This is a genomic window from Micromonospora thermarum, from assembly GCF_012034245.1.
GTDB lineage: Bacteria > Actinomycetota > Actinomycetes > Mycobacteriales > Micromonosporaceae > Micromonospora > Micromonospora thermarum.
This window is the reverse complement of sequence record NZ_JAATEO010000012.1, coordinates 29321-48268: the sequence shown is the minus strand read 5'-3', so window position 1 is coordinate 48268 and position 18948 is coordinate 29321. Positions and strand designations below refer to the sequence as shown.

Sequence of the window (18948 nt, the reverse complement as noted above, 5' to 3'; positions counted from 1 at the left end):
CGTCACCGGCCCGCCGTGGCGGCGAGCTGGCGCTGGGCGAGGAAGCGGGTGTACTCGACCCGGTCGAACGGGTTCCCGTCGCTGCGGGGCCGGCGGGGCGGCTCCCCGACGACGAGGCGGTCGCCGTGCGGCACCGAGGACCACAGCCCCTCGCCCCGGGTGAGGTCGGGCAGCCGCCGGCGGACCTGCGCCTCGCACCGGGCCGGCACCTCGCCGGTCACGTGCCAGGTGTCGCCGCCCGGCTCGGTGCCGTCGACCCGACCGCCGACCCGCGCCAGGTACGCCGTGACCGGCCCGAGCGTGTCGGCCGGCACCTCGCAGTCGAACCGGTGGCACGGCTCGTGGACCCGGGTGCCGGCCCGCGCCAGGGCCTGCATGAGCACGTACGGGGTGAGGTCCCGGAAGTCGCCGGCCGTGCTCACCGGCGACCAGTACCCGCTGTGCGTCAGCGTGACCGCCACGTCGGTGACCGGCCAGCCGTGCACGCCCTGGTCGAGCGCGGCGAACACGGTCTCCTCGATCGCCGCGTGGAAGGAGAGCGGCAACGAGCCCAGCTCGACGGCCAGCCGGTAGGTCACCCCCTCCCCCGGCTCGACCCGCAGGCCGACCGTGCCGAGGAAGCCGTTGCCGATGATCTCCACCGCCTCGCCGGCGCCCACCAGGCGCTCGACGTGCACCAGGTCACCGGGGGTGAACTCCGCCTCCACCCCGTACGCCCCGGCGAGCGTCGCCGCCAGTACCTCGCGCTGCACGTCGCCGTAGAGCAGCACCCCGGTGCCGCCGCCCGGGGCCGGTCGGGTGCGGATCAGCGGGTCCGCGTCGGCGAGGTCGAGCAGCGCGGCGTGCAGCGCCTCCGCCTGCTCCGGCCGGCGCGCCCGTATCACCGTCTCCAGGGTCGGCGGCGGGAAGTACCGTCCGGCCTTCCCGTTCTCCGGTGTGCCGAGCTGGTCGCCGATGCGCGCGCCGGGCAGCCCGTGCAGCCGGGCGATCCGGCCGGCGGTGAGCACGCCGGTGTCGGGCGCGCCGACGACCGTCACGCCGGTGACCCGGGCGCGGTGCCGGCCGAGCCGCCCGTCCGGCTCCCGGCGGTGCACGGTGACCCGCTGCCGCCGGGCCAGCTCGCCGCCGTACGAGCGCACCAGCGCGACCTTCTCCCCGCGCTCGGTGCGCTCGACGGCGAAGACCCGGGCCCGCAGGTCGGGCTCGGCGGGCGGCGCGGGCGGCAGCAGGTCGCCGAGCGCGGCGACCAGCGCGGGTACGCCGGCACCGGTGATCGCCGAGCCGAACAGCAACGGGCACGCGAGCCCGGCGGCGGTCTGCGCCCGCAGGGCGGCGGCCACCCGGTCCGGGTCGGGGGCGCGCTCCTCCACCAGGTCCGCGAGCAGCTCGTCGTCGTGGTCGGCGAGCACGGTGGCCCACTCGACCACGGCGGCCGGGTCGCGCTGGTCGTACGCCTCGACGCGGGCCGCCGGCGTGCCGGCCCCGCGAACCGTGCCCATCGGCACCACGCCGGGGGTGAGCAGCCGGCGGATCTCCGCGACGAGCGGCTCGGTGCGGGCGCCGGCACGGTCGACCTTGTTGACGAAGAGCAGCGTCGGCAGCCGCAGCGATCGCAGGGTCCGCATGAGGACGCGGGTGTGCGGCTGGACGCCCTCGACCGCCGACAGCACCAGGACCGCGCCGTCGAGCACGCCGAGGGCCCGCTCCACCTCGGCGACGAAGTCGCTGTGCCCCGGGGTGTCCACGAGGTTGACCTGGCGGCCGCCGGCGGTGAACGCGACCACCGCCGAGCGGATCGTGATGCCGCGCCGGCGCTCGATCTCGCCGGTGTCGGTGCGGGTGGTGCCGGCGTCGACGCTGCCGAGCCGGTCGATGACGCCGGTGTCGAAGAGCAGCCGCTCGGTCAGGCTGGTCTTACCGGCGTCGACGTGCGCCAGAATGCCGATGTTGACGGTCTCCATGCGATGACGGGTCCTCGAAAGCTCGCATCCGGATGGGAAGGAAGTTTTCGAGTCCGCGCATCGTCCCTGCTCCCGTCGCCGGTGGTGCCGTCGTAGCCCACGCTGGCAGATCCCGGGGGTCCGGGCGAGCGATTTACCGCCGGACGCCGGGCCGACCGGAGCCCGGCACGCGGTGTCACACGTACGGCCGGGTGGCGTACGCGGCCTTCAAGGCGGCCAGGCCGGTCGCCTTCGGGGAGAGCGTGCCCCAGCCGGAGTTGAAGTAGTTCGTCCGTACGATCCGGGGTCCGCGCTCGGCGTTGAGCGTGGCGATGGCCGCCGGGACGGTGCGGATCCACGCCGCCTGGTCGGGGATCTCGGCCGCCCGGACCCCCCACTCGGCGATCAGGACCGGCCGGGAGAGCGCGACCGGGCCGAGGTCGGCGACCGCCCAGTCCTTGGTACGGCGGAAGCGGGCCAGCGCGGTGTGGGTGGGGTCGGTGGCGTAGACGTTCCACTGGAGGAAGTCGAGCTTGGCCATCAGCGCCTCGGGGTGGGTGCGCTGGTAGCAGGCCCGGTCGAAGCCCCCCAGTCCCACCGAGAAGGTGGTGCCGGCGGGCAGGCCGCGCGCCTTGAACCAGTTGACGACGTACGTGACGGCCTGCACCGCGCGGGCGTCGGACTCCGCCCACGTGTACGCCTTGCCCGCCTCGGTGGTGCCGAACTCGTGGTCGGTGTCCAGTTCGGAGGCGAGCTGGATGTTCACCCCGAAGCCCATCGTCCGGTACTGCGACAGTGCCCGCGCGAACAGCCCGTCGCACTGGCCGGCGAGCACCTGGCTGTAGCCGTACGCCCTCGGCCAGGTCGTCCCGGGCCGCTGCTGGATGGTCATGGCGGGCGCCGGGACGGTGTAGCGCACGCCGTCCACGGTGAAGGTCTGCGCGTCGGTGTTCGGGGCGCCGTAGTGCTTGAGCTCCAGCACCATGTTGATCTTCACTCCGGCCTTGCCGAGGTCGACCAGCCACGGCCGGTTCCAGCCGGGGAAGACGTAGCCGTCGGCGAAGCTGCGGTACTGGGTCAGCGAGCGGATGTTGCCGCCCGCCATGTCGGCCGTCGGGTCGGCGTTACCGGCGAGGTAGTAGCCGCCGAGCACCGGCGGGGCGATCGTGTAGTCGGCGGTGGCGGTGGCGGTGCGCCCGCCGTTGTCGCGCACCGTGACGGTGACCCGGGGCATCACGCCACCGCCCGGTAGACGGCCACCATGCCGTTGTCCGAGAGCTTCGTCCAGATGCGTCCGGAGTCGTCGGTGACGGTGACGGTGAGCGGGTCGATGACGGCGGTGACCCGCGCCGGGGCGCTGCTGTTGCCCTGGGCGTCGGTGACGACGACCGTGACGGTCACCGGCCGGGTGTCCGCGTCGCCGTACGTCACGGTCAGCGTCATCTGGTCGCCGGGAGAGTAGACCGCCGCGTTCAGGGCGGCGGTCACGGTGGGAGCGGCCATCGCCGTCTCCTCTCATGCTCTTCTACCGGCGGCCGGCGGGCTTCCGCGCCCGGCCGGCCCGGCCGGGGGTGGATCTCGGGCGGCGACCGGCCCCGCCGGGGTCAGCCCGCGGCGGCCGGTCATCGGGTACGGCGGGCCGCCCGGCCCGCGTGCGACGGCGGGACCGGCGGTGCGGCCGTACGGGTAGGGTCTGGTCCTGCGCGGCGCCGTGCGCGACGGCGGTGGGCAGCGGTCGTTCCGGCCGCGTCGGCGCGGCGGGTCGGAACTGTCGAAGGTGGCGACGTCGGTGTCCGGAGGCGACACCGGGCCCGGGCGCCCGGGCCCGGTGTCGGGCGGAGCGCGGCCCGTGGGGCGGAGCCGGCGGTGCGCTGCGCCGGATTTGCCGCGGCGACGCGGCCGGGCTCGGTGGCGGCGGTGTCGGCGGGAACGGTGCTGTCCCCGCCGGGCCCGAGGATCGGGATGTGGCCCGCCATCCTTACGCCTCTCACCTGCTACAACAGTGCGACGGCGAGGTGCCCGGCGTCCTGTCCGGTATCCGACTCCGTCGTGTCGCCCAGCTGGTTGCGGCACGCCGCATGACGTGCGTCGAGAGGAGAGCCTGCGGTGAAGTACCTGATGCTGATCTACGGCAACGAGGAGATCTGGAACAGTCTGCCCGCCGGCGACCTGACCACGCTGATCGGCGAGGTCGACGCGTTCAACGAGGCGCTGCGCGCCTCCGGCGAGCTGGTGGAGAGCCAGGGGCTGGTGTCCCGGGCCCGGTCGGTCCGCATGGTGGGCGACGCGCCCGTGGTCACGGACGGCCCCTACCTGGAGGCGAAGGAGTACGTGGGCTCGTACTTCGTGGTGGACGTCGACAGCGAGGAGCGGGCGCTGGAGATCGCGCGGTCGTACCCGGCCCTGCGGTTCGGCAGCGGCCGCAGCGGCGGCGGCCTGGAGGTGTGGCCGCTGATGACCGGCACCGGCGGTGACCTCTGACCGGCGACGACCGCGTCGGCGACCTGCTGCGCGACCTCGCGCCGCAGGTCCTCGGCGCCCTCGTACGCCGGTACGGCGACTTCACCCGCGCCGAGGACGCCGTGCAGGAGGCCCTGCTCGCGGCGTTCGAGACCTGGACCGCCGACGGCGTGCCGGAGCACCCGGCGGGCTGGCTGCGGACGGTGGCCGCCCGCCGCTACGTGGACCAGGTACGCGCCGACGCCGCCCGCCAGCGCCGGGAGCGGGCCGCCGTCGACGCGACACCCCGCGACGCACTGCTCGCGCCGCCGCCGGACGCCGAGCCCGCCCGCGACGACCTGCTGGAACTGCTGTTCCTCTGCTGCCACCCGGCGCTGGGACCGTCGGCGCAGGTGGCGCTGACGTTGCGGGCGGTCGGCGGGCTGACCACCCCGGAGATCGCCGCCGCCTTCCTGGTGCCCGAGAAGACGATGGCGCAGCGCATCGTGCGGGCCAAGCAGCGGCTGCGGGAGGCGGGTGCCCGCTTCGCACTGCCACCCGAGCCGGAGCGGGAGCCACGGCTCACGGTGGTCCTGCACGTGCTCTACCTGATCTTCAACGAGGGGTACGCGGCCAGCAGCGGGCCCGCGCTGCGCCGGGTCGACCTGACCCGGCAGGCCGTCCGCCTGACCCGGCGGCTGCACCGGCGGCTGCCCGCCGACGGTGAGGTGGCCGGCCTGCTCGCGTTGATGCTGCTGACCGAGGCGCGGGGACCGGCCCGTACCGGGCCGGAGGGCGAGCTGGTGCCGCTGGCCGAGCAGGACCGGACCCGCTGGGACCGCTCCGCGATCGCCGAGGGCACCGCGCTGCTGACCCATGCGCTGTCGACCGCGCCGGTCGGCCCGTACCAGGTGCAGGCCGCCATCGCCGCCGTGCACGCCGAGGCGCCGTCCGCCGAGGAGACCGACTGGCCGCAGGTCCTGGGCCTGTACGAGCTGCTGGAACGGCTCGCCCCCGGCCCGGCCGTGACCCTGAACCGGGCGGTCGCGCTCGGTATGGTGCGGGGGCCGGCCGCCGGTCTGGACCTGGTGCGGGAGCTGGCGGACGGGCCGCTCGCGGGGCACCACCGGCTGCTGGCGGTCCGCGCGCACCTGCTGGAGCGGGCCGGTGAGCGGGAGGCGGCCGCCCGGGAGTGGCGGGAGGCGGCCCGGCTCGCCGGCAGCCTGCCCGAGCGGCGTTTCCTCGTCCGGCAGGCCGCCCGGCTGATGTGAGCCGGGTCACATCAACGCCGTGTCGAACGACCCGCGCCCGCTCCGATCCCTCCGCGAACAGGCACCACGAGGTGCCCGCAGACGAGAGGGACGATCCGCGATGACCAAGGTGACCGCACAGCTGTCCGTGTCGCTGGACGGGTTCTACGCCGGCCCCCGCCACACCGGCGACGGCCACTGGATGGAGTCGGCGGAGGCGGCCGGCTTCTTCCGCGTCACCCGGTGGGTGACCGACGCCATGGCCTGGCGCGAGCGGCAGGGCTTCGGCGGCGGCACGCACGACACCAACTCGGAGATCGTCGCCGAGAGCTTCGCCGCGGCCGGCGCGTACGTCATGGGCCGCCGCATGGCCGACGGCGGCGAGGTGCCCTGGGGTGCGTAGCCGCCGTTCCGGGCGCCCGTCTTCGTCGTCACCCACCGGCCCCGGGAGACCCTGGTGCGCGACGGCGGCACCAGTTTCACGTACGTCACCGACGGCATCGCCAGCGCCGTCGCGCAGGCCCGCGCCGCCGCCGGTGGGAAGAACGTGGCGGTGGCCGGCGGCGGCAGCCTGGTCCGGCAGGTCCTCGCCGCCGGCCTGCTCGACGAGCTGGAGCTGCACATCGTGCCGGTCGTGCTGGGCACCGGCCTGCGGCTGCTCGACGCCGACCTGAACCTCGGCGAGAAGGAAGCCATCGAACTGACCCCGACCCGAGTCGTCCCCTCCCCCGACGTAACCCACATCCGCTACAAGGTCACCGGCCCCACCCCCCTGCTCCTGGACGACCGCGGCAGCACCGGCGGCCCCACGGCAGTCCTGTCCTAACCCACCCTTCGCCGCGATCTTGCAGTTTCGGCCCTCTTTTTGCGGCTTTAGGACCGATCTGCGGGGGCGGAAACTGCAAGATCGCGTGTGGAGGGTGGCGTTACCAGGGTTCGGGGATGTTCAGGGCCAGGCAGCGTTGGGTGCCGAGGGTCGGCTGGTAGCAGGCGGAGGCTTCCAGGTTGTTCGTGTGGTCGAACCGCGTGAACGACGTGCTGCCACCGTTCGCGCAGGTGCTGCCGCTCGTGGTGGTCCCGCCGGTGACCCGCCCGCTGGCGCAGCCGAGCGTGGTCGCCGTCTTCTCCACTGTGTTCAGGGACGAGCGCTGGTCGGTGTACTGGTGCGAGCCGTAGCCGGTCAGCCGTACACCGGGACGGATGATCGAGTACTGGAACGAGGTCGAGGTGTAGTACGACCAGCTCGCGCCGGTGCCGACCGTCCGCAACTGCGCGTCGCTCAGTGAGGGCGGGATGTAGAGGTGGAAGCCCTTGTCGTGGGTGCTCGTCCCCTGGATCATCCGGTAGACGATCACGAGCAGCCCCTGCTGGTAGCTGACCGTGCTGTAGGTGAGGTAGCTCCCGTTGCCGCAGGTGGTCCGGTCGGCGATGTAGCCGACCCCGTTGGCGTAGAGCATGACGCGGGCGCAGCGGCTGTCGTTGGCGGTGTCCTCGATCGTGCCGAGGGTGCTCGAGACGCCCGAGTTGTCGGTGGCGTAGCCGGTCAGCCGTACGCCGGGCAGCGTGCCCGCGTACTGGTAGGCGGTGGGGTGGTAGTAGCTCCACGAGGCCGACCAGCCGCTGCCCGAGGGCAGGGCGAGCGCCGGCGAGGCGGGCAGCAGGGCGGCGACCAGGGCGGCGATCACGGCCACGACCAGCGTGGCCCCGGTCGACCGCCATCGGGGATGGGTCGTCATCGGTCCTCCGATCAGGTTCGGGGTTCACCGGTGAGGGTCGCGCGGAAGGTGAGGACGGCTCAGTCCCGAAGTGGACGCTGACCGGTTCCGGTCACGGCGGCGGGCGCGCGGTGCGTGCGCCGGCGGGTGCGCCGGCGCGGAAGGCGGGGCGGCGGGGCGGGCGGAGGAGCCGTACAGTGTGCCCACCCCGTGATCAAGGAGTGTGCCGTGACCCAGCCACCACCGGCGCCCCGACCGCCCGCCGAGGATTCCGCCGGCGGCAGCACCCCGCCGTACCTGTTGGCCGTGCCCGCCACCGCCGACGCTCTTGGCGCCTTCCCCTGGCCCGAGGGCCAGCCGGCGTGGGCGATCCCGGTCAACCTCCCGGTGGGCACCCGCGGCTACGCGGTGTTCCTCCCCCTGGTGCCGGCCGGCGCTCCGGCGGCCACGACGCCGACCGCCCCGGTCGCCGTGCCCCTGACGACCGGCGGTGCCCGGGTGACCGAAGCCGCACCGGCCGCGTCGGCAGCCGACGCCGCTCCGACGGCCACCGGCGGCGCTACGGCCGCCACGTCGGCGGCTCCCGGCGGCACGTCCGCCTCGGCCGGCGCGTCCCCGGCCGGCGCCACTCCCCCGACCGCTGGCCCGGCAGCGGCGTCCGTCGCCACGGTGACGGCCCAACCCGCACCCGGTCACCCCATGCCGTACGCCACGGGGCCCGGCCGGCCCGGCGTTCCGCCGTACCCGGGGATGTCCGGTGGTTTCTACCGGCCGGCACCGCCGGGGCCGTCGTGGTTCCAGCGGCACTGGCCCGGGCCGAAGCCCGCGCAGGGGCGCGCGGTGCCCGCCGCGGTCCTCGCCGGCGCCCTCGGGCTGGCGTTCTTCGTGCCGCTCAGCCGCACCGGGATCGGCTGGTTCCTGGGCTGGCTGGCCCTGACCGTCGGCGTGGTGATCGCGATCCGCCGCGCGGTCACCGAACTGCCGCGCACCGAGCGGTGGGTCCGCGCCGGCTGGGCCGCCGCCGCGCTGGCGCTGCTGGCGGTGCTGGCCTTGCGCAACGCGTGGTGGTTGGTGACGTTCTGCGTCCTCGGCGCGCTCGGCTGCGCGGCCCTCGCCGTGATCGGCGGTCGGGGCGTCCGGTCGATCCTGTTCAGCCTCGTCGCGGGACCGGTCGCGGCGATCCGGGGCCTGCCCTGGGTGCGGGCCCACTTCCGGTCCGGCGCCGACCCGGGGCTGGTCCGCCGTATGGTCGGCTCGGTCGCGGCCACCGTCGCCGCGCTGATCGTGTTCGGCACGCTGCTCGCGTCGGCCGACGGCGCCTTCTCGGTGGTCCTCGGCGCGATCGTGCCCGAGGTCAGCATCGGTACGGTGTTCCGCTGGATCTTCCTCGCCACGGTCGGTGCGTTCTGCGTCGTGGCGGCCGTCTGGACACTCTCCGCGCCGCCGGACCTGTCCAGCGTGGACCGGCCGACCCGGCGCAGCCTCGGCATGGTGGAGTGGGCACCGGTCATCACGGCCCTGACGTTGCTGTTCGCCGGCTTCGTGGCGGTGCAGTTCACCGTGCTGTTCGGCGGCCAGCGGCACGTGCTGCGCACCGCCGGGCTCAGCTACGCCGAGTACGCGCGCAGCGGCTTCTGGCAGCTCGTCGCCGTCACCCTGCTGACGCTCGCCGTGCTCGGTGGGGTGGCCCGCTGGGCACGGCGCGAGAGCCGTGCCGAGCGGATCGTGCTGCGCGTCCTGCTCGGCGCGCTGAGCGCGCTCAGCGTCGTCATCGTGATCTCGGCGCTGTCCCGCATGTACACGTACCAGAAGGTCTACAGCTTCACGGGCGAACGTCTCTTCGTGATGGCGTTCGAACTGCTCCTCGGCACGGTCTTCCTGATGATCCTCGTCGCCGGGCTGCGCTGGAAGGGCGGCTGGATCCCGCGCGCGACCGTGGCGCTCGCCGTGGTCATGCTGCTCGGCCTGGCCGTCCTCAACCCGGAGGACTACGCCGCCGGTCGCAACATCGCCCGCTACCAGGCGACCGGGAAGATCGACGCCTGGTACCTCCGGGCCCTCTCGGCCGACGCGACGCCCGCCCTGGCCAAGCTGCCCGACCCGGTACGCCGCTGCACCCTGAGCTGGATCGCCGACGACCTCGACGAACCGGACCCCTGGTACGCCTGGAACCTGGGCCGGGTCCGCGCTCGGCAGGCGCTGGAGCGGGTCGGCCCCGGCGCCGTCGGCGGACCGAGCGACTGCAAGGCCGCCGACCAGTTCGACCTGCCGAAGACCCGCCGCCCCCGCTGACCCGGCGGCACCGCCTCGACCCCGGCCTCCGTCAGCGGCCCCGACGTCGGCTGGTGAGATCGAGTAGGCGCCGCACCTGGTACGACAGCACGCGCCCCTGCCCCAACGACAGCGTCACCTCGTGGTTGCCCGCATCGGCGACGGCCAGCGCGATCACCGGTTCCAGCCCGGCCGTCAGCCCCTGCGAGAGCGAGACCTCGGCGATCGACGCCTCCGGCCGTCCGCTGGTGACCGGCAGGCGGAGCGACCGGTGGCGGTGGCGGTCGAGGCAACCACGCCGGTCGCACCAGTGCGGATGGGCGAGGTCCGCGAGACGACCGGTGGGATAGCGGTACGCGTACCCGCACGGCCTCGTCACGAGCGGACGGACGGCGGCCGGTTCCGCCCGCCAGCCGTACGCGTCGAGAGCCGCCGCACTCAGGGTCACGTGCTGCCGGCAGACGTAGACGGACGCGTCCAAGCTGTCGCCGCCGTACACCTCGATCCGCACGTCAGCCGGCCGCGCGCACGCTGGCAGGGCGGGCAGGCTGCCAGGTTGAGCTGTCAAGATGCCCCCTTCGCCGCATTGCCGATGCGCCTTCCAGCCTCCCCCATAACGCCAAATGATGCAAGTACTATTTGGCCTAATCGAATCTCCGCTCAGTTGGCCAAGATCCAACGTGGGACGATGGCCGCGTGACGGACGACCTGGCGGCTGCGGTCCGGGCCTACGAAGAGGCGCGGGCAGCCGTGGTGGACGGCCAGGCCCAAGCGGAGCAGCTCGTTACGGACGCGCGGAACGACGTGGCCGAGGCCCGTTCGCGGCTCGCCGAGGCAATTGTCGACGCCGCACGGGGCGGGATGCGGCAAGTGGACATCGTCCGGGTCACCGGCTACACCCGCGAGCGGGTCCGCCAGATTCTGCGGGCTGGCGGCATCGAAGCGGAGTGAGTCCGGCGGCGCTCAGTGGGTCGCGGTTCCCCGGACGGCCCAGGCGCGGGCGGTGAGGCGGATCGACCCGTCCGGCTCGGCCGGCAGGCGGGTGGCCAGCAGGTCGGCCAGCTCGGTGCGGTCCGCCTCGGTCAGCGACGTGACATAGGTGGGTGCCGCACCCTGTCCACCCAGGAACGGCTGCCAGTAGTCGTCGAAGTCCGCGAACACCGTCGGCACCTCGACGGCCCGGACGGACACGTCCCGCAGCCCGGTGTCGGTCCACAGTGCGGCCAGCCGCTCCGGGCGGCACACCGGGAAGCGCGGCCCCTCGTCCAGTTCCGCCGCGGCGGGATCGAGCACGGCGACCGCGTCCCAGAAGTGACGCATCATCTGCATGCCCTCGGCGTAGTCCCAGACGTACGCGGCGGCCACACCGCCCGGCCGGAGGACCCGCGCGAACTCGGCCACGGCCCGCCCCGGCTCGGGCACGAAGTTGAGCGCGAGCCCGCTGACGACGACGTCGACGTCGCGGTCCGGTATCGGTAGTGAGCGGGCGTCGCCGACCTGGAAGGCGGCTCGGGCGTCATCGACCGTCGAACGGGCGTGGGCGAGGAACCCGTCGGACGGGTCGACGCCGGTGACCCGCGCGGGATCCGCCACCGCCAGCACGGTCGAGGTCAGGGCACCGGTGCCGCAACCCACGTCCAGCCAGCGCAGGCCTGCCGGGCGGTCCAGCCAGCCGACGAACTCCTCCGCGACGCGCCGGCTCCACCGACCCACGTACGCCTCGTACGTCGCACCGTCCGCCCACACCGGCCTGACCACGGCTGGCCTCCTAGTCGAGGTGCTCGCCCGGGGCCGTCTGGAGCAACCAGGACAGGGGCATCCTGGCCTGCTCCTCGTAGTGACCGCGCTCCGACAGCCGATACAGGGTCACGGTCTGCCCGCTGTCGCGGTCCACCATCCAGTAGCGGGGAATGCCCGCCGCGGCGTACTCCCGGACCTTGGTGACCGAGTCGATCGCCTCGGAGCCCGGCGAGACGATCTCGACCACCAGCGCGACGTCCGCCGCGACGGACCAGACGCTCCGCGGCGGCGGCTTGCGCCACACGGTGAGGTCGGGGATGCGGCCGCCGACACCGTCGCGACCGGGCACCCGGAGGCCGGCGGCCTGGAGAACCTGCTCGGCGGGCCACCCGGCGATGATGAGCCACGCCATCAGCCGGCTGGCGATCATCGCGTGCTCCGAGTCCGGCGGCGGCATGACCGACAGCACCCCCTCGGGGCTCGTCTCGTACCGGTGACCGTTGGGATCGGCGGCGTTCATGGCAGCCAGATCCTCGAGCGTCACAACAGCAGGCATGTGCCTGCCGACGGCCTCTGCGCTCATGGGCTCATCCTAGGCGCCGTACTCGTCCGGCCCTTCGCTCAGCCACGCCGGTTCCCTCGTTCACAGCCCGTGGCGGCGGTCCCCCGCCACCAGCTCGGCGACCCGCGCCTCGGACTCGGCCGAGAACCGCTCCCGCCGGGCGTCGACCGCCTGCCGGGTCTCCTCCGCGACCAGGTCGCTGTTGATCATCGCCGCCGCGAGCGCGCCACCCGCCGCGGCGGCCCCCACCTGCGCCGACAGGTCCGTGACGTTCCCGGCCACGAACACCCCGGGTACGTCGGTACGACCGGTCGGGTCGGCCGGGACGTGCTCGCCCATCCCGCTCGGGTGCTCCACCGGCCGCAGCCCGAGACCGGCCAGGAACCCGGCCCGCGCCACCATCCGCGCCCCGACCGCCAGCGCGTCCCGCTCGACGACGGTTCCGTCGCCGAGCCGTACCCCGACGAGCCGGTCGTCGGCGACGTCCAGCGCGGCGACCGTGCCGGTCACCACCCGGATGCCGCGGGCCGCGAGCTGCTCCGCCTGCTCCTCGTCCGGGCCGGTGGACATGTGCGTGAAGTACGTGACGTCGGCGCTCCACTGGCGGAACAGCAGCGCCTGGTGCACCGACATCGGGCCGGTGGCCAGCACGCCGATCGCCCGGTCACGCACCTCCCACCCGTGGCAGTACGGGCAGTGGATCACGTCCCGGCCCCAGCGCGCCCGCAGTCCGGCGACGCCCGGCAGCTCGTCCACCAGTCCGGTGGTCACGAGCAGTCGACGCGCCCGCACCGACCGCCCGTCGGCCAGCGTCACGGCGAACCCGTCGCCGTCGCGCGTCGCGGTGTCGACCTCGCCGGTCACCACGTGGCCGCCGTACCCCCGCACCTCGGCCCGGCCGCGCTCCAGCAGCTCGGCAGGCGGCATGCCCTCGCGGGCGAGCAGCCCGTGCACCCCGTCGGCCGGCGCGTTCCGCGGCGCGCCGGCGTCGATCACCACCACCGATCGGCGCGCCCGGGCGAGCATCAGCGCCCCGTTCAACCCGGCGGCGCCGCCGCCGACCACCACCACGTCGTAGTCCCTGCTCAGCTGATCGGTCATCCTGACCACCTCCCGCGCCAACCATGCGGGGACCGCCGCGGTACCGGCAAATGTTCTTGCCGTTATGGCAAACTTGCGGGATGGACAGCGACCTGGACCAGGCCCTCGACGCGGTCGGCCCGCGACTGCGCGCCCTCCGGAGACAGCGGGAGACCACCCTGGCCGACCTGTCGGCGGAGACCGGCATCTCGGTGAGCACCCTCTCCCGCCTGGAGTCCGGGGCCCGCCGGCCGACCCTCGAACTGCTGCTCCCCCTGGCCCGCGCCCACGGCGTCACGCTCGACGAACTGGTCGGCGCTCCGCCCACCGGCGACCCGCGCATCCACCTGCGCCCGGTCACCCACCACGGCATGACCATGCTGCCGCTGTCCCGGCGGGCGGGCGGCATCCAGGCGTACAAGCTGGTCATCCCGGCCCGCAAGGCGACCCCCGACCCCAAGACCCACGAGGGGTACGAGTGGCTCTACATCCTCAACGGGCGGCTGCGGCTGATCCTCGGGGAGCACGACCTGGTGCTCACGCCGGGCGAGGCGGCCGAGTTCGACACCCGGGTGCCGCACTGGTTCGGTGCCGCCGACGGCGAGCCGGTCGAGATCCTCAGTCTCTTCGGCCGGCAGGGCGAACGCGCCCACCTGCGCGCCCGTCCGACATCCCGTTCCTCCTCGTCATGACGATTCGGGCGGCGGCCACGACCTGGTGACCGCCGCCCGCTACCGGTGGCGGGTGCCTCAGCGACCACCCCAGCGCGCTTCGGCCAGGGTGTCGCGCAGGGCGTCGTACGCGGGCTTGCGCCCGAAGTCGTCCCACATCACCGTCGCGGCGCCTTCGCTCGGGAAGAACGACAGAAGGAGGACTCATGGGTGTGGTGGCACGAGACGTCCGCACCGCCACGGGTCGGACCGACGCCCTTCACCCGACCGCGTGGATGCCGGCGGGCACGCCCGCGTCACCTCCCGGCGGCGCGTCGCCACTTGGCGGCGTACGGCAGCGCGAACAGGTACAGACCGGTGAACAGAAGCAGGGCGAGCGGGAGCAGCGGCACGTAGGACACCCAGACGAGCGGCTCCTCCTGCGCCAGGGCGACGAAGGTGACGACGACGGTCACCGTGAAGGCGACGGCCAGCCAGCGGTGGATCTGCCGTACCCACTTGTTCCAGTTCATCGGGACCTCCTGACGTCGCCCACCCCCGGGCCCCGGCGGCCCGCCGGGCGGGATGGATATCCACGGCGGTCACGCTAGCTACGGTCCGGTGACCGGTGCTTCTCGATTCCTGACCGGTCCGGTCTGCCTTCGGCCAGGCGAACACGGTCGCGCGGGGACGGTCGGCGATCGTGGTCCGGTCTCACCGGCTCAACGTGGTCTCCCGCTCGATGCGCGACAGCTTCTCCGGGTTGCGCACGGTGTAGATGCCGGTGACCAGGCCGCCCTCGACGCGCAGCGTCATGACGCTGTCGATCTCCCCGTCGAGCCGCAGGAGGAGCGCCGGAGAGCCGTTGACCTGGACGGCTTCGAGCGACAGTGCGGCCCCGACCAGATCCAGGCCGACGGCCAGCAGGCGAGCCACCTTGTCGGCCCCCACCACGGGCCGCGGCATGGCCCGTTTGACGCCACCGCCGTCGCCCACGGCGACGACGTCGGGCGCGAGGATGTCGAGCAGGCTCTGCAGGTCGCCCGTTTCGACCGCCCGTTGGAAGGCCTCGAGTGCGGCTCGGCTCTCGGCCGGCGACACGGCCCCGAGCGGCCGCCGGGCGGCGACGTGCGCCCGTGCGCGGTGAGCGATCTGGCGCACCGCCGGCGAGCTCTTGCCGACCGCCTCCGCGATCTCGTCGTACCCGAACTGGAACACCTCACGCAGCACGAACACCGCCCGCTCGACCGGCGTGAGCGTCTCCATGACCAGCAGCATCGCCGTCGACACGCTGTCGGCCAACTCGACGTCCTCGGCCACGTCGGGCGTGGTCAGCAGCGGCTCGGGCAGCCAGGGACCGACATACGACTCCTTGCGGCGGCCGAGCGTGCGCAGCCGGTTGAGCGCCTGGCGGGTGGCGATCTGGACGAGGTACGCGCGCTGGTCCCGCACCGTGCCGAGATCGACAGTCATCCACCGTAGCCAGGTCTCCTGGAGCACATCCTCGGCGTCCGCCGCCGAGCCGAGCATCTCGTACGCAACGGTGAAGAGCAGGTTGCGATGGGCGACGAACACCTCGGTGGCAGGTCCTGGCCGGCTGTCCTCACCCATGGTCCGCTCCTGCCCGAGACGACTGTTCGACCCACAAGACACCGGACGCCACCCGCCTGTGACAGCGCACCGGGTGGCGCACGCCACGCCGTGCCATGATCGGTTCGTGTCGCCCTGGGAGGCCCTCTGGCACATCGGACTGCCGCTGACCGTCCGCCGGCCACTCCGCCGCCTCGGTCCGACTCGTAACGTCCTGCGGCGGAGTAGGTGCGGATCTTGCTCACCCGCGAATGGACACCGGGCAGCGAAGTCGTACCCGGATGTGGCGGGTTCAGGCGATGAGCAGGCGAAGGCCGAGCTCTGCCGCGTCGAGACCAACGAGGTCGCCGTTGCGTTCCGCCCACCGACCTGAGGCGAGGTCGTCACGGAGGCTGTGCACTGCCCGCTGCTCGGCGTCCGGCCCGACTCTGGCCCAGACCGACACCCCGCGACGGACGTTCTCGTCCAGGTATGCCTCGGGCCGACGCCAGTAGGCCTCGAAGAAGCCGTCGACGCAGTCCCACGGGATCAGCACCGGCTCCAGACGGGCTCCGATCGCGCTGGCCAACTCGGTCACCGAAGGCCGGCCGGCAAGGAGATCCGCCACCTCGGGAAGGTAGTCGCGAGTGAGCCAGAACCGACGAAGCCATCCGGCGTCACTGGTGTCGTGCGTGAACACCACGACGCGGCGAGCAACGCGCCGCATCTCGCGCAGGCCCGCGATCGGGTCCTGCCAGTGATGGATGGTGGCAAAGGCCATCGCCGCGTCGAAGGACCGGTCCTCGAACGGAAGGCTCTCCGCGGCGGCAGCCACGCACGGCGCTGCGCCTGCGAGGCGCTGCGCACGCATGAGCGCCGACGGTTCCACCGCGACCACGTCACGGTCGGCGGGCTCGTAGGAGCCGGCACCGGCTCCGACGTTCAACACCGTCCGCGCATCGCCGAGCGCGGCCCAGACCCTTGCGGCGATCCGCGGCTCGGTGCGCCGCGTCACGGTGTAGGTGGCTCCGATGGTGTCGTACAACTGCGCACTGGACATGTCGCCGCCTCTCTGGCTGTCACCTTAGCGGTGAGGTCGGTCAAGGAAGGATCTCGACGTACCCGTCGGTTCCGTGGACGCGGATCCGCTGCCCGTCCCGGATGAGCCGGGTGGCATCCACCACGCCGACGACAGCCGGCAGGCCGTACTCCCGGGCGATCACCGCGCCATGGGTCATCTGGCCGCCCACCTCCGTCACCAGGCCCGTGATCGCGACGAACAGGGGCGACCAGCTGGGATCGGTGTAGGCCGTGACCAGGATGTCGCCCGCCTCGAGATCGGCCTCCGCCAGGTCGAGGATGACGCGGGCCCTCCCCTCGATGGTCCCGGCGGAAACCGGCAAGCCGATCAGGGCATCGGCCGGCACGTCGTCGCGCCGGTACGCGCCGGTGACGGCCTCGCCGTCAGAGGTGAGCACCCGGGGCGGCGTGAGCGCCTGGTACGACCGGAACGCGTCCTTGCGCTGCTGGATGAGCTGGACATCCACTGTGTTCGAGCGCACGACGCCGTGGAGTTCGTGGAACGTGAGGTAGAAGATGTCTTCCTTCTCGGGGATCACGTCGGCCTGCACGAGGTGCTCGGCCTCCTCCAGCAAGGCCTGCTTGTAGACGAAGTAGCGGCTGACGATGCCGTACTTCGGGTACTCCCGGTAGCCGATGAAGGTCCGGACCCGGTCGATCATCCGCTTGGCCTCGCCGGCTTTCCGCTCTCCGTCCGGCAGGGCCCGCAAGCGCGAGAGCACGTCCTGTTCCTTCTTCTGCGCATCCTGCCGTCCGTGCTCGAAGCGCCGCCTGGCGGCGCCCGGCTCGAAGTTCCTGACGTTGTCGAGGATCACGGGCACGAGCGTGGTGGGGCGTTCGCGCCAACGCGGCCTCGTGATGTCGATCTCGCCGACGCAGCGCATGCCGTACCGGTCGAGGTATGCCTCGATGGCGTCGCGCGCTTCGGTCCCGCCCGCGAGCTTCGGCAGCTCGTCCAGGAAGCCGTCGTCCTCGACGCCCTGCAGGAACGCCACCACCTCCGGGTGCGGACGGATCACGTCGGCGACGTCGAGCAGCGCCAGTCCCATCTCCGACGTGATGTTGCCGGGGGCGGACAGCGTGAGCGTGTCGGCCGCGTTCTTCTCGCCCAGCCACTCGTGCAGCTGGTCGTTGAGCCACCAGGTGGCCTCCATCCCCGCCATGATCGCCTGCATGCTCAGCGGATCGCTGAGGACCCGCTTGTGCTCATGGAAGGCTTCCAGCAGGAAGTCGAACAGCGCCGGTCCGGTCTTCGTCCGGATGTCGCGCCGCAGGGCGGCGATGGACGCCTGGCTGCGCTCGATCAGCTCGGTGACGATGGCCGGATCGGTCTCGATCGGGGCGGACGCGCCGCCGACCGGCGGCCCGCCGGGACCGCCGTCCGGAAGCGCCGGGACGAAATCCTGGCGGTCGAGGACGGTCTCCAGCGCGTCCCTGGTCAGCGGATCGGACCTCCCCGCCATCTCCAGGAGGCCGGCGCGGCTGGCGGGCGAGGCCAGGCCCCGGGTGACGTCGACGAACAGCCTCCCGCCGGCCTCGTGCATCGGCGCCAGGGCCGTCAGCTGCCACACGGAGACCCCGAGCGGCTTCATGGGGTCGGTCATCATCTGTTGGTGACCGACTGAGAGGTAGACGTGGTTCTCTGCGTCGGGGATCGCGGGGATGGGGAACAGCGTGGTGATCGGCCGGCTCTGCACGATCTGGAAGTCATCGTCGACCAGGCACCATTCGATGTCCTGCGGGCGGCCGAAATGCGTTTCGATCCGCCGCCCGAGCTGCACGAGCCGCACGACCTGCGCATCCGTCAGCGCCGGCTGCTCCTGCCGCTGCGGGTCGATCGTCAATTCCTGCGTCCCGCCCGCCGGCAGGGCGTGAACGGCACGCTGCTTGGCGGCGACCGTCTTGGCGACGATCGCGCCGTCGCGCACCTTGAAGACGTCCGGGTTCACCCGTCCGGAGACCAGGGCCTCGCCGAGGCCGAAGCTGGCGTCCACGGTGGCGACCTTCCGGTTGCCGGTGACGGGGTCGGCCGTGAACAGGATGCCGGCCGCGTGCGGGAAGACCATCTGCTGCACGACCACGGCCATGTGGACCTTCCGGTGGTCGAAGCCGTTGCGCTGCCGGTAGGTCACGGCCCGCTCGGTGAACAGCGACGCCCAGCACCGGCTGACGTGCTGGAGGATCGCCGCCGGCCCCACGACGTTCAGGTACGTGTCCTGCTGGCCGGCGAACGAGGCCGTCGGCAGGTCCTCTGCCGTCGCGCTGGATCGGACGGCGTAGGCGGCTTGCTCGCCGGGTCGGGCGAGCGCGCGGGTGATCGCCGCCGTCAGATCGTCGGGGATGGCGATCCCTTCGACAGTCGAGCGGATCTCGGCGCTGATCGTGCGGATCGCCTCCCGGTCGTCCGGGTTCAGGCGGGACAGCTGATCGAGCCGACCGTCGATCGACGGCGCTTCCGCCATGATCCGCCGGAAGGCGTCCGTCGTCACGCAGAAGCCAGCCGGCACGCGGATGCCTTCCATCCGCGACAGCTCGCCCAGGTGCGCGCCCTTGCCGCCGACGACCGCGACCCGCGTCTCGTCAACCTCGTGAAGATCCAACACGTACTGCTCGATCATTGCGATACCCCCAAGGCAGCCGTGCTCGCACACA

Annotated in this window: 18 protein-coding genes and 1 pseudogene; 7 read left to right on the top strand and 12 right to left on the bottom strand. The window is 73.0% G+C overall.

Annotation, left to right across the window (positions count from 1 at the left end; all coding sequences use genetic code 11):
• Positions 1 to 2 precede the first annotated feature (2 nt).
• From HCJ94_RS13055 to HCJ94_RS13045, 3 genes are all read right to left on the bottom strand, one after another.
• Positions 3 to 1961: a GTP-binding protein gene (locus HCJ94_RS13055; protein ID WP_168001270.1), complete on the bottom strand. Its 1959-nt coding sequence runs from the start codon at positions 1959 to 1961 to the stop codon at positions 3 to 5.
• A gap of 175 nt (positions 1962 to 2136) precedes the next feature.
• Positions 2137 to 3174, bottom strand: coding sequence for a hypothetical protein (locus tag HCJ94_RS13050; RefSeq protein ID WP_168001269.1), 1038 nt, complete (start codon positions 3172 to 3174; stop codon positions 2137 to 2139).
• Entirely contained in the window at positions 3174 to 3443 is a 270-nt protein-coding gene (locus HCJ94_RS13045; RefSeq protein ID WP_168001268.1) for a hypothetical protein, read from the bottom strand. Before HCJ94_RS13045 ends, HCJ94_RS13050 begins: the two co-directional genes overlap by 1 nt.
• Before the next feature lie 603 nt (positions 3444 to 4046).
• Between HCJ94_RS13045 and HCJ94_RS13040 the strand changes: the two genes are divergently transcribed.
• From HCJ94_RS13040 to HCJ94_RS30125, 4 genes are all read left to right on the top strand, one after another.
• Positions 4047 to 4421 (top strand): YciI family protein, encoded by a 375-nt coding sequence (locus HCJ94_RS13040; protein WP_168001267.1) that lies wholly within the window; start codon positions 4047 to 4049, stop codon positions 4419 to 4421.
• Entirely contained in the window at positions 4418 to 5650 is a 1233-nt protein-coding gene (locus HCJ94_RS13035) for an RNA polymerase sigma factor (protein ID WP_168001392.1), read from the top strand. The genes HCJ94_RS13040 and HCJ94_RS13035 overlap by 4 nt, the downstream gene beginning before the upstream one ends.
• 100 nt (positions 5651 to 5750) lie before the next feature.
• On the top strand, positions 5751 to 6032 hold the full coding sequence (locus HCJ94_RS30130; RefSeq protein WP_240944187.1) for a hypothetical protein: 282 nt from the start codon (positions 5751 to 5753) through the stop codon (positions 6030 to 6032).
• Between the two features lie 54 nt (positions 6033 to 6086).
• Positions 6087 to 6455: a dihydrofolate reductase family protein gene (locus HCJ94_RS30125; RefSeq protein ID WP_373684282.1), complete on the top strand. Its 369-nt coding sequence runs from the start codon at positions 6087 to 6089 to the stop codon at positions 6453 to 6455.
• Positions 6456 to 6555: 100 nt separating this feature from the next.
• Here the strand turns inward: HCJ94_RS30125 and HCJ94_RS13025 are convergent, their stop codons facing one another.
• Positions 6556 to 7365 carry a hypothetical protein gene (locus HCJ94_RS13025; RefSeq protein ID WP_168001266.1) on the bottom strand — a complete coding sequence of 270 codons (810 nt, stop codon included), beginning with the start codon at positions 7363 to 7365 and terminating at the stop codon, positions 6556 to 6558.
• A 207-nt stretch (positions 7366 to 7572) separates the two neighbouring features.
• On the opposite strand from HCJ94_RS13025, the gene HCJ94_RS13020 reads away from it, so the two are divergent.
• Entirely contained in the window at positions 7573 to 9636 is a 2064-nt protein-coding gene (locus HCJ94_RS13020) for a DUF4153 domain-containing protein (RefSeq protein WP_309227248.1), read from the top strand.
• Between the two features lie 31 nt (positions 9637 to 9667).
• Here HCJ94_RS13020 and HCJ94_RS13015 read toward each other — a convergent pair whose 3' ends face one another.
• Positions 9668 to 10183 (bottom strand): hypothetical protein, encoded by a 516-nt coding sequence (locus tag HCJ94_RS13015; RefSeq protein WP_168001264.1) that lies wholly within the window; start codon positions 10181 to 10183, stop codon positions 9668 to 9670.
• Positions 10184 to 10311: 128 nt separating this feature from the next.
• Here HCJ94_RS13015 and HCJ94_RS13010 point away from each other — a divergent pair, with 128 nt between their 5' ends.
• Complete coding sequence (locus HCJ94_RS13010; protein WP_168001263.1) at positions 10312 to 10566, top strand: hypothetical protein; 255 nt, start codon at positions 10312 to 10314, stop codon at positions 10564 to 10566.
• 12 nt (positions 10567 to 10578) lie between these two features.
• On the opposite strand, the gene HCJ94_RS13005 is transcribed toward HCJ94_RS13010, so the two are convergent.
• Genes HCJ94_RS13005 through HCJ94_RS12995 form a run of 3 tightly spaced genes read right to left on the bottom strand, consistent with a single transcriptional unit; the run spans position 10579 to position 13018 of the window.
• Positions 10579 to 11373: a class I SAM-dependent methyltransferase gene (locus HCJ94_RS13005; RefSeq protein WP_309227247.1), complete on the bottom strand. Its 795-nt coding sequence runs from the start codon at positions 11371 to 11373 to the stop codon at positions 10579 to 10581.
• A gap of 10 nt (positions 11374 to 11383) precedes the next feature.
• Positions 11384 to 11938 carry a Uma2 family endonuclease gene (locus HCJ94_RS13000; protein WP_168001262.1) on the bottom strand — a complete coding sequence of 185 codons (555 nt, stop codon included), beginning with the start codon at positions 11936 to 11938 and terminating at the stop codon, positions 11384 to 11386.
• Between the two features lie 60 nt (positions 11939 to 11998).
• Positions 11999 to 13018, bottom strand: a complete 1020-nt coding sequence (locus HCJ94_RS12995; protein WP_168001261.1) for an NAD(P)/FAD-dependent oxidoreductase — start codon at positions 13016 to 13018, stop codon at positions 11999 to 12001.
• A gap of 80 nt (positions 13019 to 13098) precedes the next feature.
• On the opposite strand from HCJ94_RS12995, the gene HCJ94_RS12990 reads away from it, so the two are divergent.
• Positions 13099 to 13689 (top strand): helix-turn-helix domain-containing protein, encoded by a 591-nt coding sequence (locus HCJ94_RS12990; protein ID WP_168001260.1) that lies wholly within the window; start codon positions 13099 to 13101, stop codon positions 13687 to 13689.
• A 275-nt stretch (positions 13690 to 13964) separates the two neighbouring features.
• On the opposite strand, the gene HCJ94_RS12985 is transcribed toward HCJ94_RS12990, so the two are convergent.
• The 4 genes and pseudogenes from HCJ94_RS12985 to rph form a co-directional block, all read right to left on the bottom strand.
• Positions 13965 to 14180: a hypothetical protein gene (locus HCJ94_RS12985; protein WP_168001259.1), complete on the bottom strand. Its 216-nt coding sequence runs from the start codon at positions 14178 to 14180 to the stop codon at positions 13965 to 13967.
• A gap of 181 nt (positions 14181 to 14361) precedes the next feature.
• A complete protein-coding gene (locus tag HCJ94_RS12980; protein WP_168001258.1) occupies positions 14362 to 15258 on the bottom strand; it encodes an RNA polymerase sigma-70 factor in 897 nt (298 codons plus the stop codon).
• Positions 15259 to 15529: 271 nt separating this feature from the next.
• Positions 15530 to 16267 (bottom strand): annotated as a pseudogene (locus tag HCJ94_RS12975) (class I SAM-dependent methyltransferase); the annotation flags it as partial.
• Positions 16268 to 16316: 49 nt separating this feature from the next.
• The gene (rph, locus tag HCJ94_RS12970; RefSeq protein WP_168001390.1) at positions 16317 to 18914 is read right to left on the bottom strand and encodes a rifamycin-inactivating phosphotransferase; all 2598 of its coding nucleotides are present in this window, start codon (positions 18912 to 18914) and stop codon (positions 16317 to 16319) included.
• Between the last annotated feature and the right edge of the window lie 34 nt (positions 18915 to 18948).

Bases quoted from the DNA above. Each gene is read 5' to 3' on its own strand.
- HCJ94_RS13055 (WP_168001270.1), bottom strand. From the start codon at position 1,961: ATGGAGACCGTCAACATCGGCATTCTGGCGCACGTCGACGCCGGTAAG.
- HCJ94_RS13050 (WP_168001269.1), bottom strand. From the start codon at position 3,174: ATGCCCCGGGTCACCGTCACGGTGCGCGACAACGGCGGGCGCACCGCC.
- HCJ94_RS13045 (WP_168001268.1), bottom strand. From the start codon at position 3,443: ATGGCCGCTCCCACCGTGACCGCCGCCCTGAACGCGGCGGTCTACTCT.
- HCJ94_RS30130 (WP_240944187.1), top strand. From the start codon at position 5,751: ATGACCAAGGTGACCGCACAGCTGTCCGTGTCGCTGGACGGGTTCTAC.
- HCJ94_RS13025 (WP_168001266.1), bottom strand. From the start codon at position 7,365: ATGACGACCCATCCCCGATGGCGGTCGACCGGGGCCACGCTGGTCGTG.
- HCJ94_RS13000 (WP_168001262.1), bottom strand. From the start codon at position 11,938: ATGAGCGCAGAGGCCGTCGGCAGGCACATGCCTGCTGTTGTGACGCTC.
- HCJ94_RS12995 (WP_168001261.1), bottom strand. From the start codon at position 13,018: ATGACCGATCAGCTGAGCAGGGACTACGACGTGGTGGTGGTCGGCGGC.
- HCJ94_RS12990 (WP_168001260.1), top strand. From the start codon at position 13,099: ATGGACAGCGACCTGGACCAGGCCCTCGACGCGGTCGGCCCGCGACTG.
- HCJ94_RS12985 (WP_168001259.1), bottom strand. From the start codon at position 14,180: ATGAACTGGAACAAGTGGGTACGGCAGATCCACCGCTGGCTGGCCGTC.
- HCJ94_RS12980 (WP_168001258.1), bottom strand. From the start codon at position 15,258: ATGGGTGAGGACAGCCGGCCAGGACCTGCCACCGAGGTGTTCGTCGCC.
- rph (WP_168001390.1), bottom strand. From the start codon at position 18,914: ATGATCGAGCAGTACGTGTTGGATCTTCACGAGGTTGACGAGACGCGG.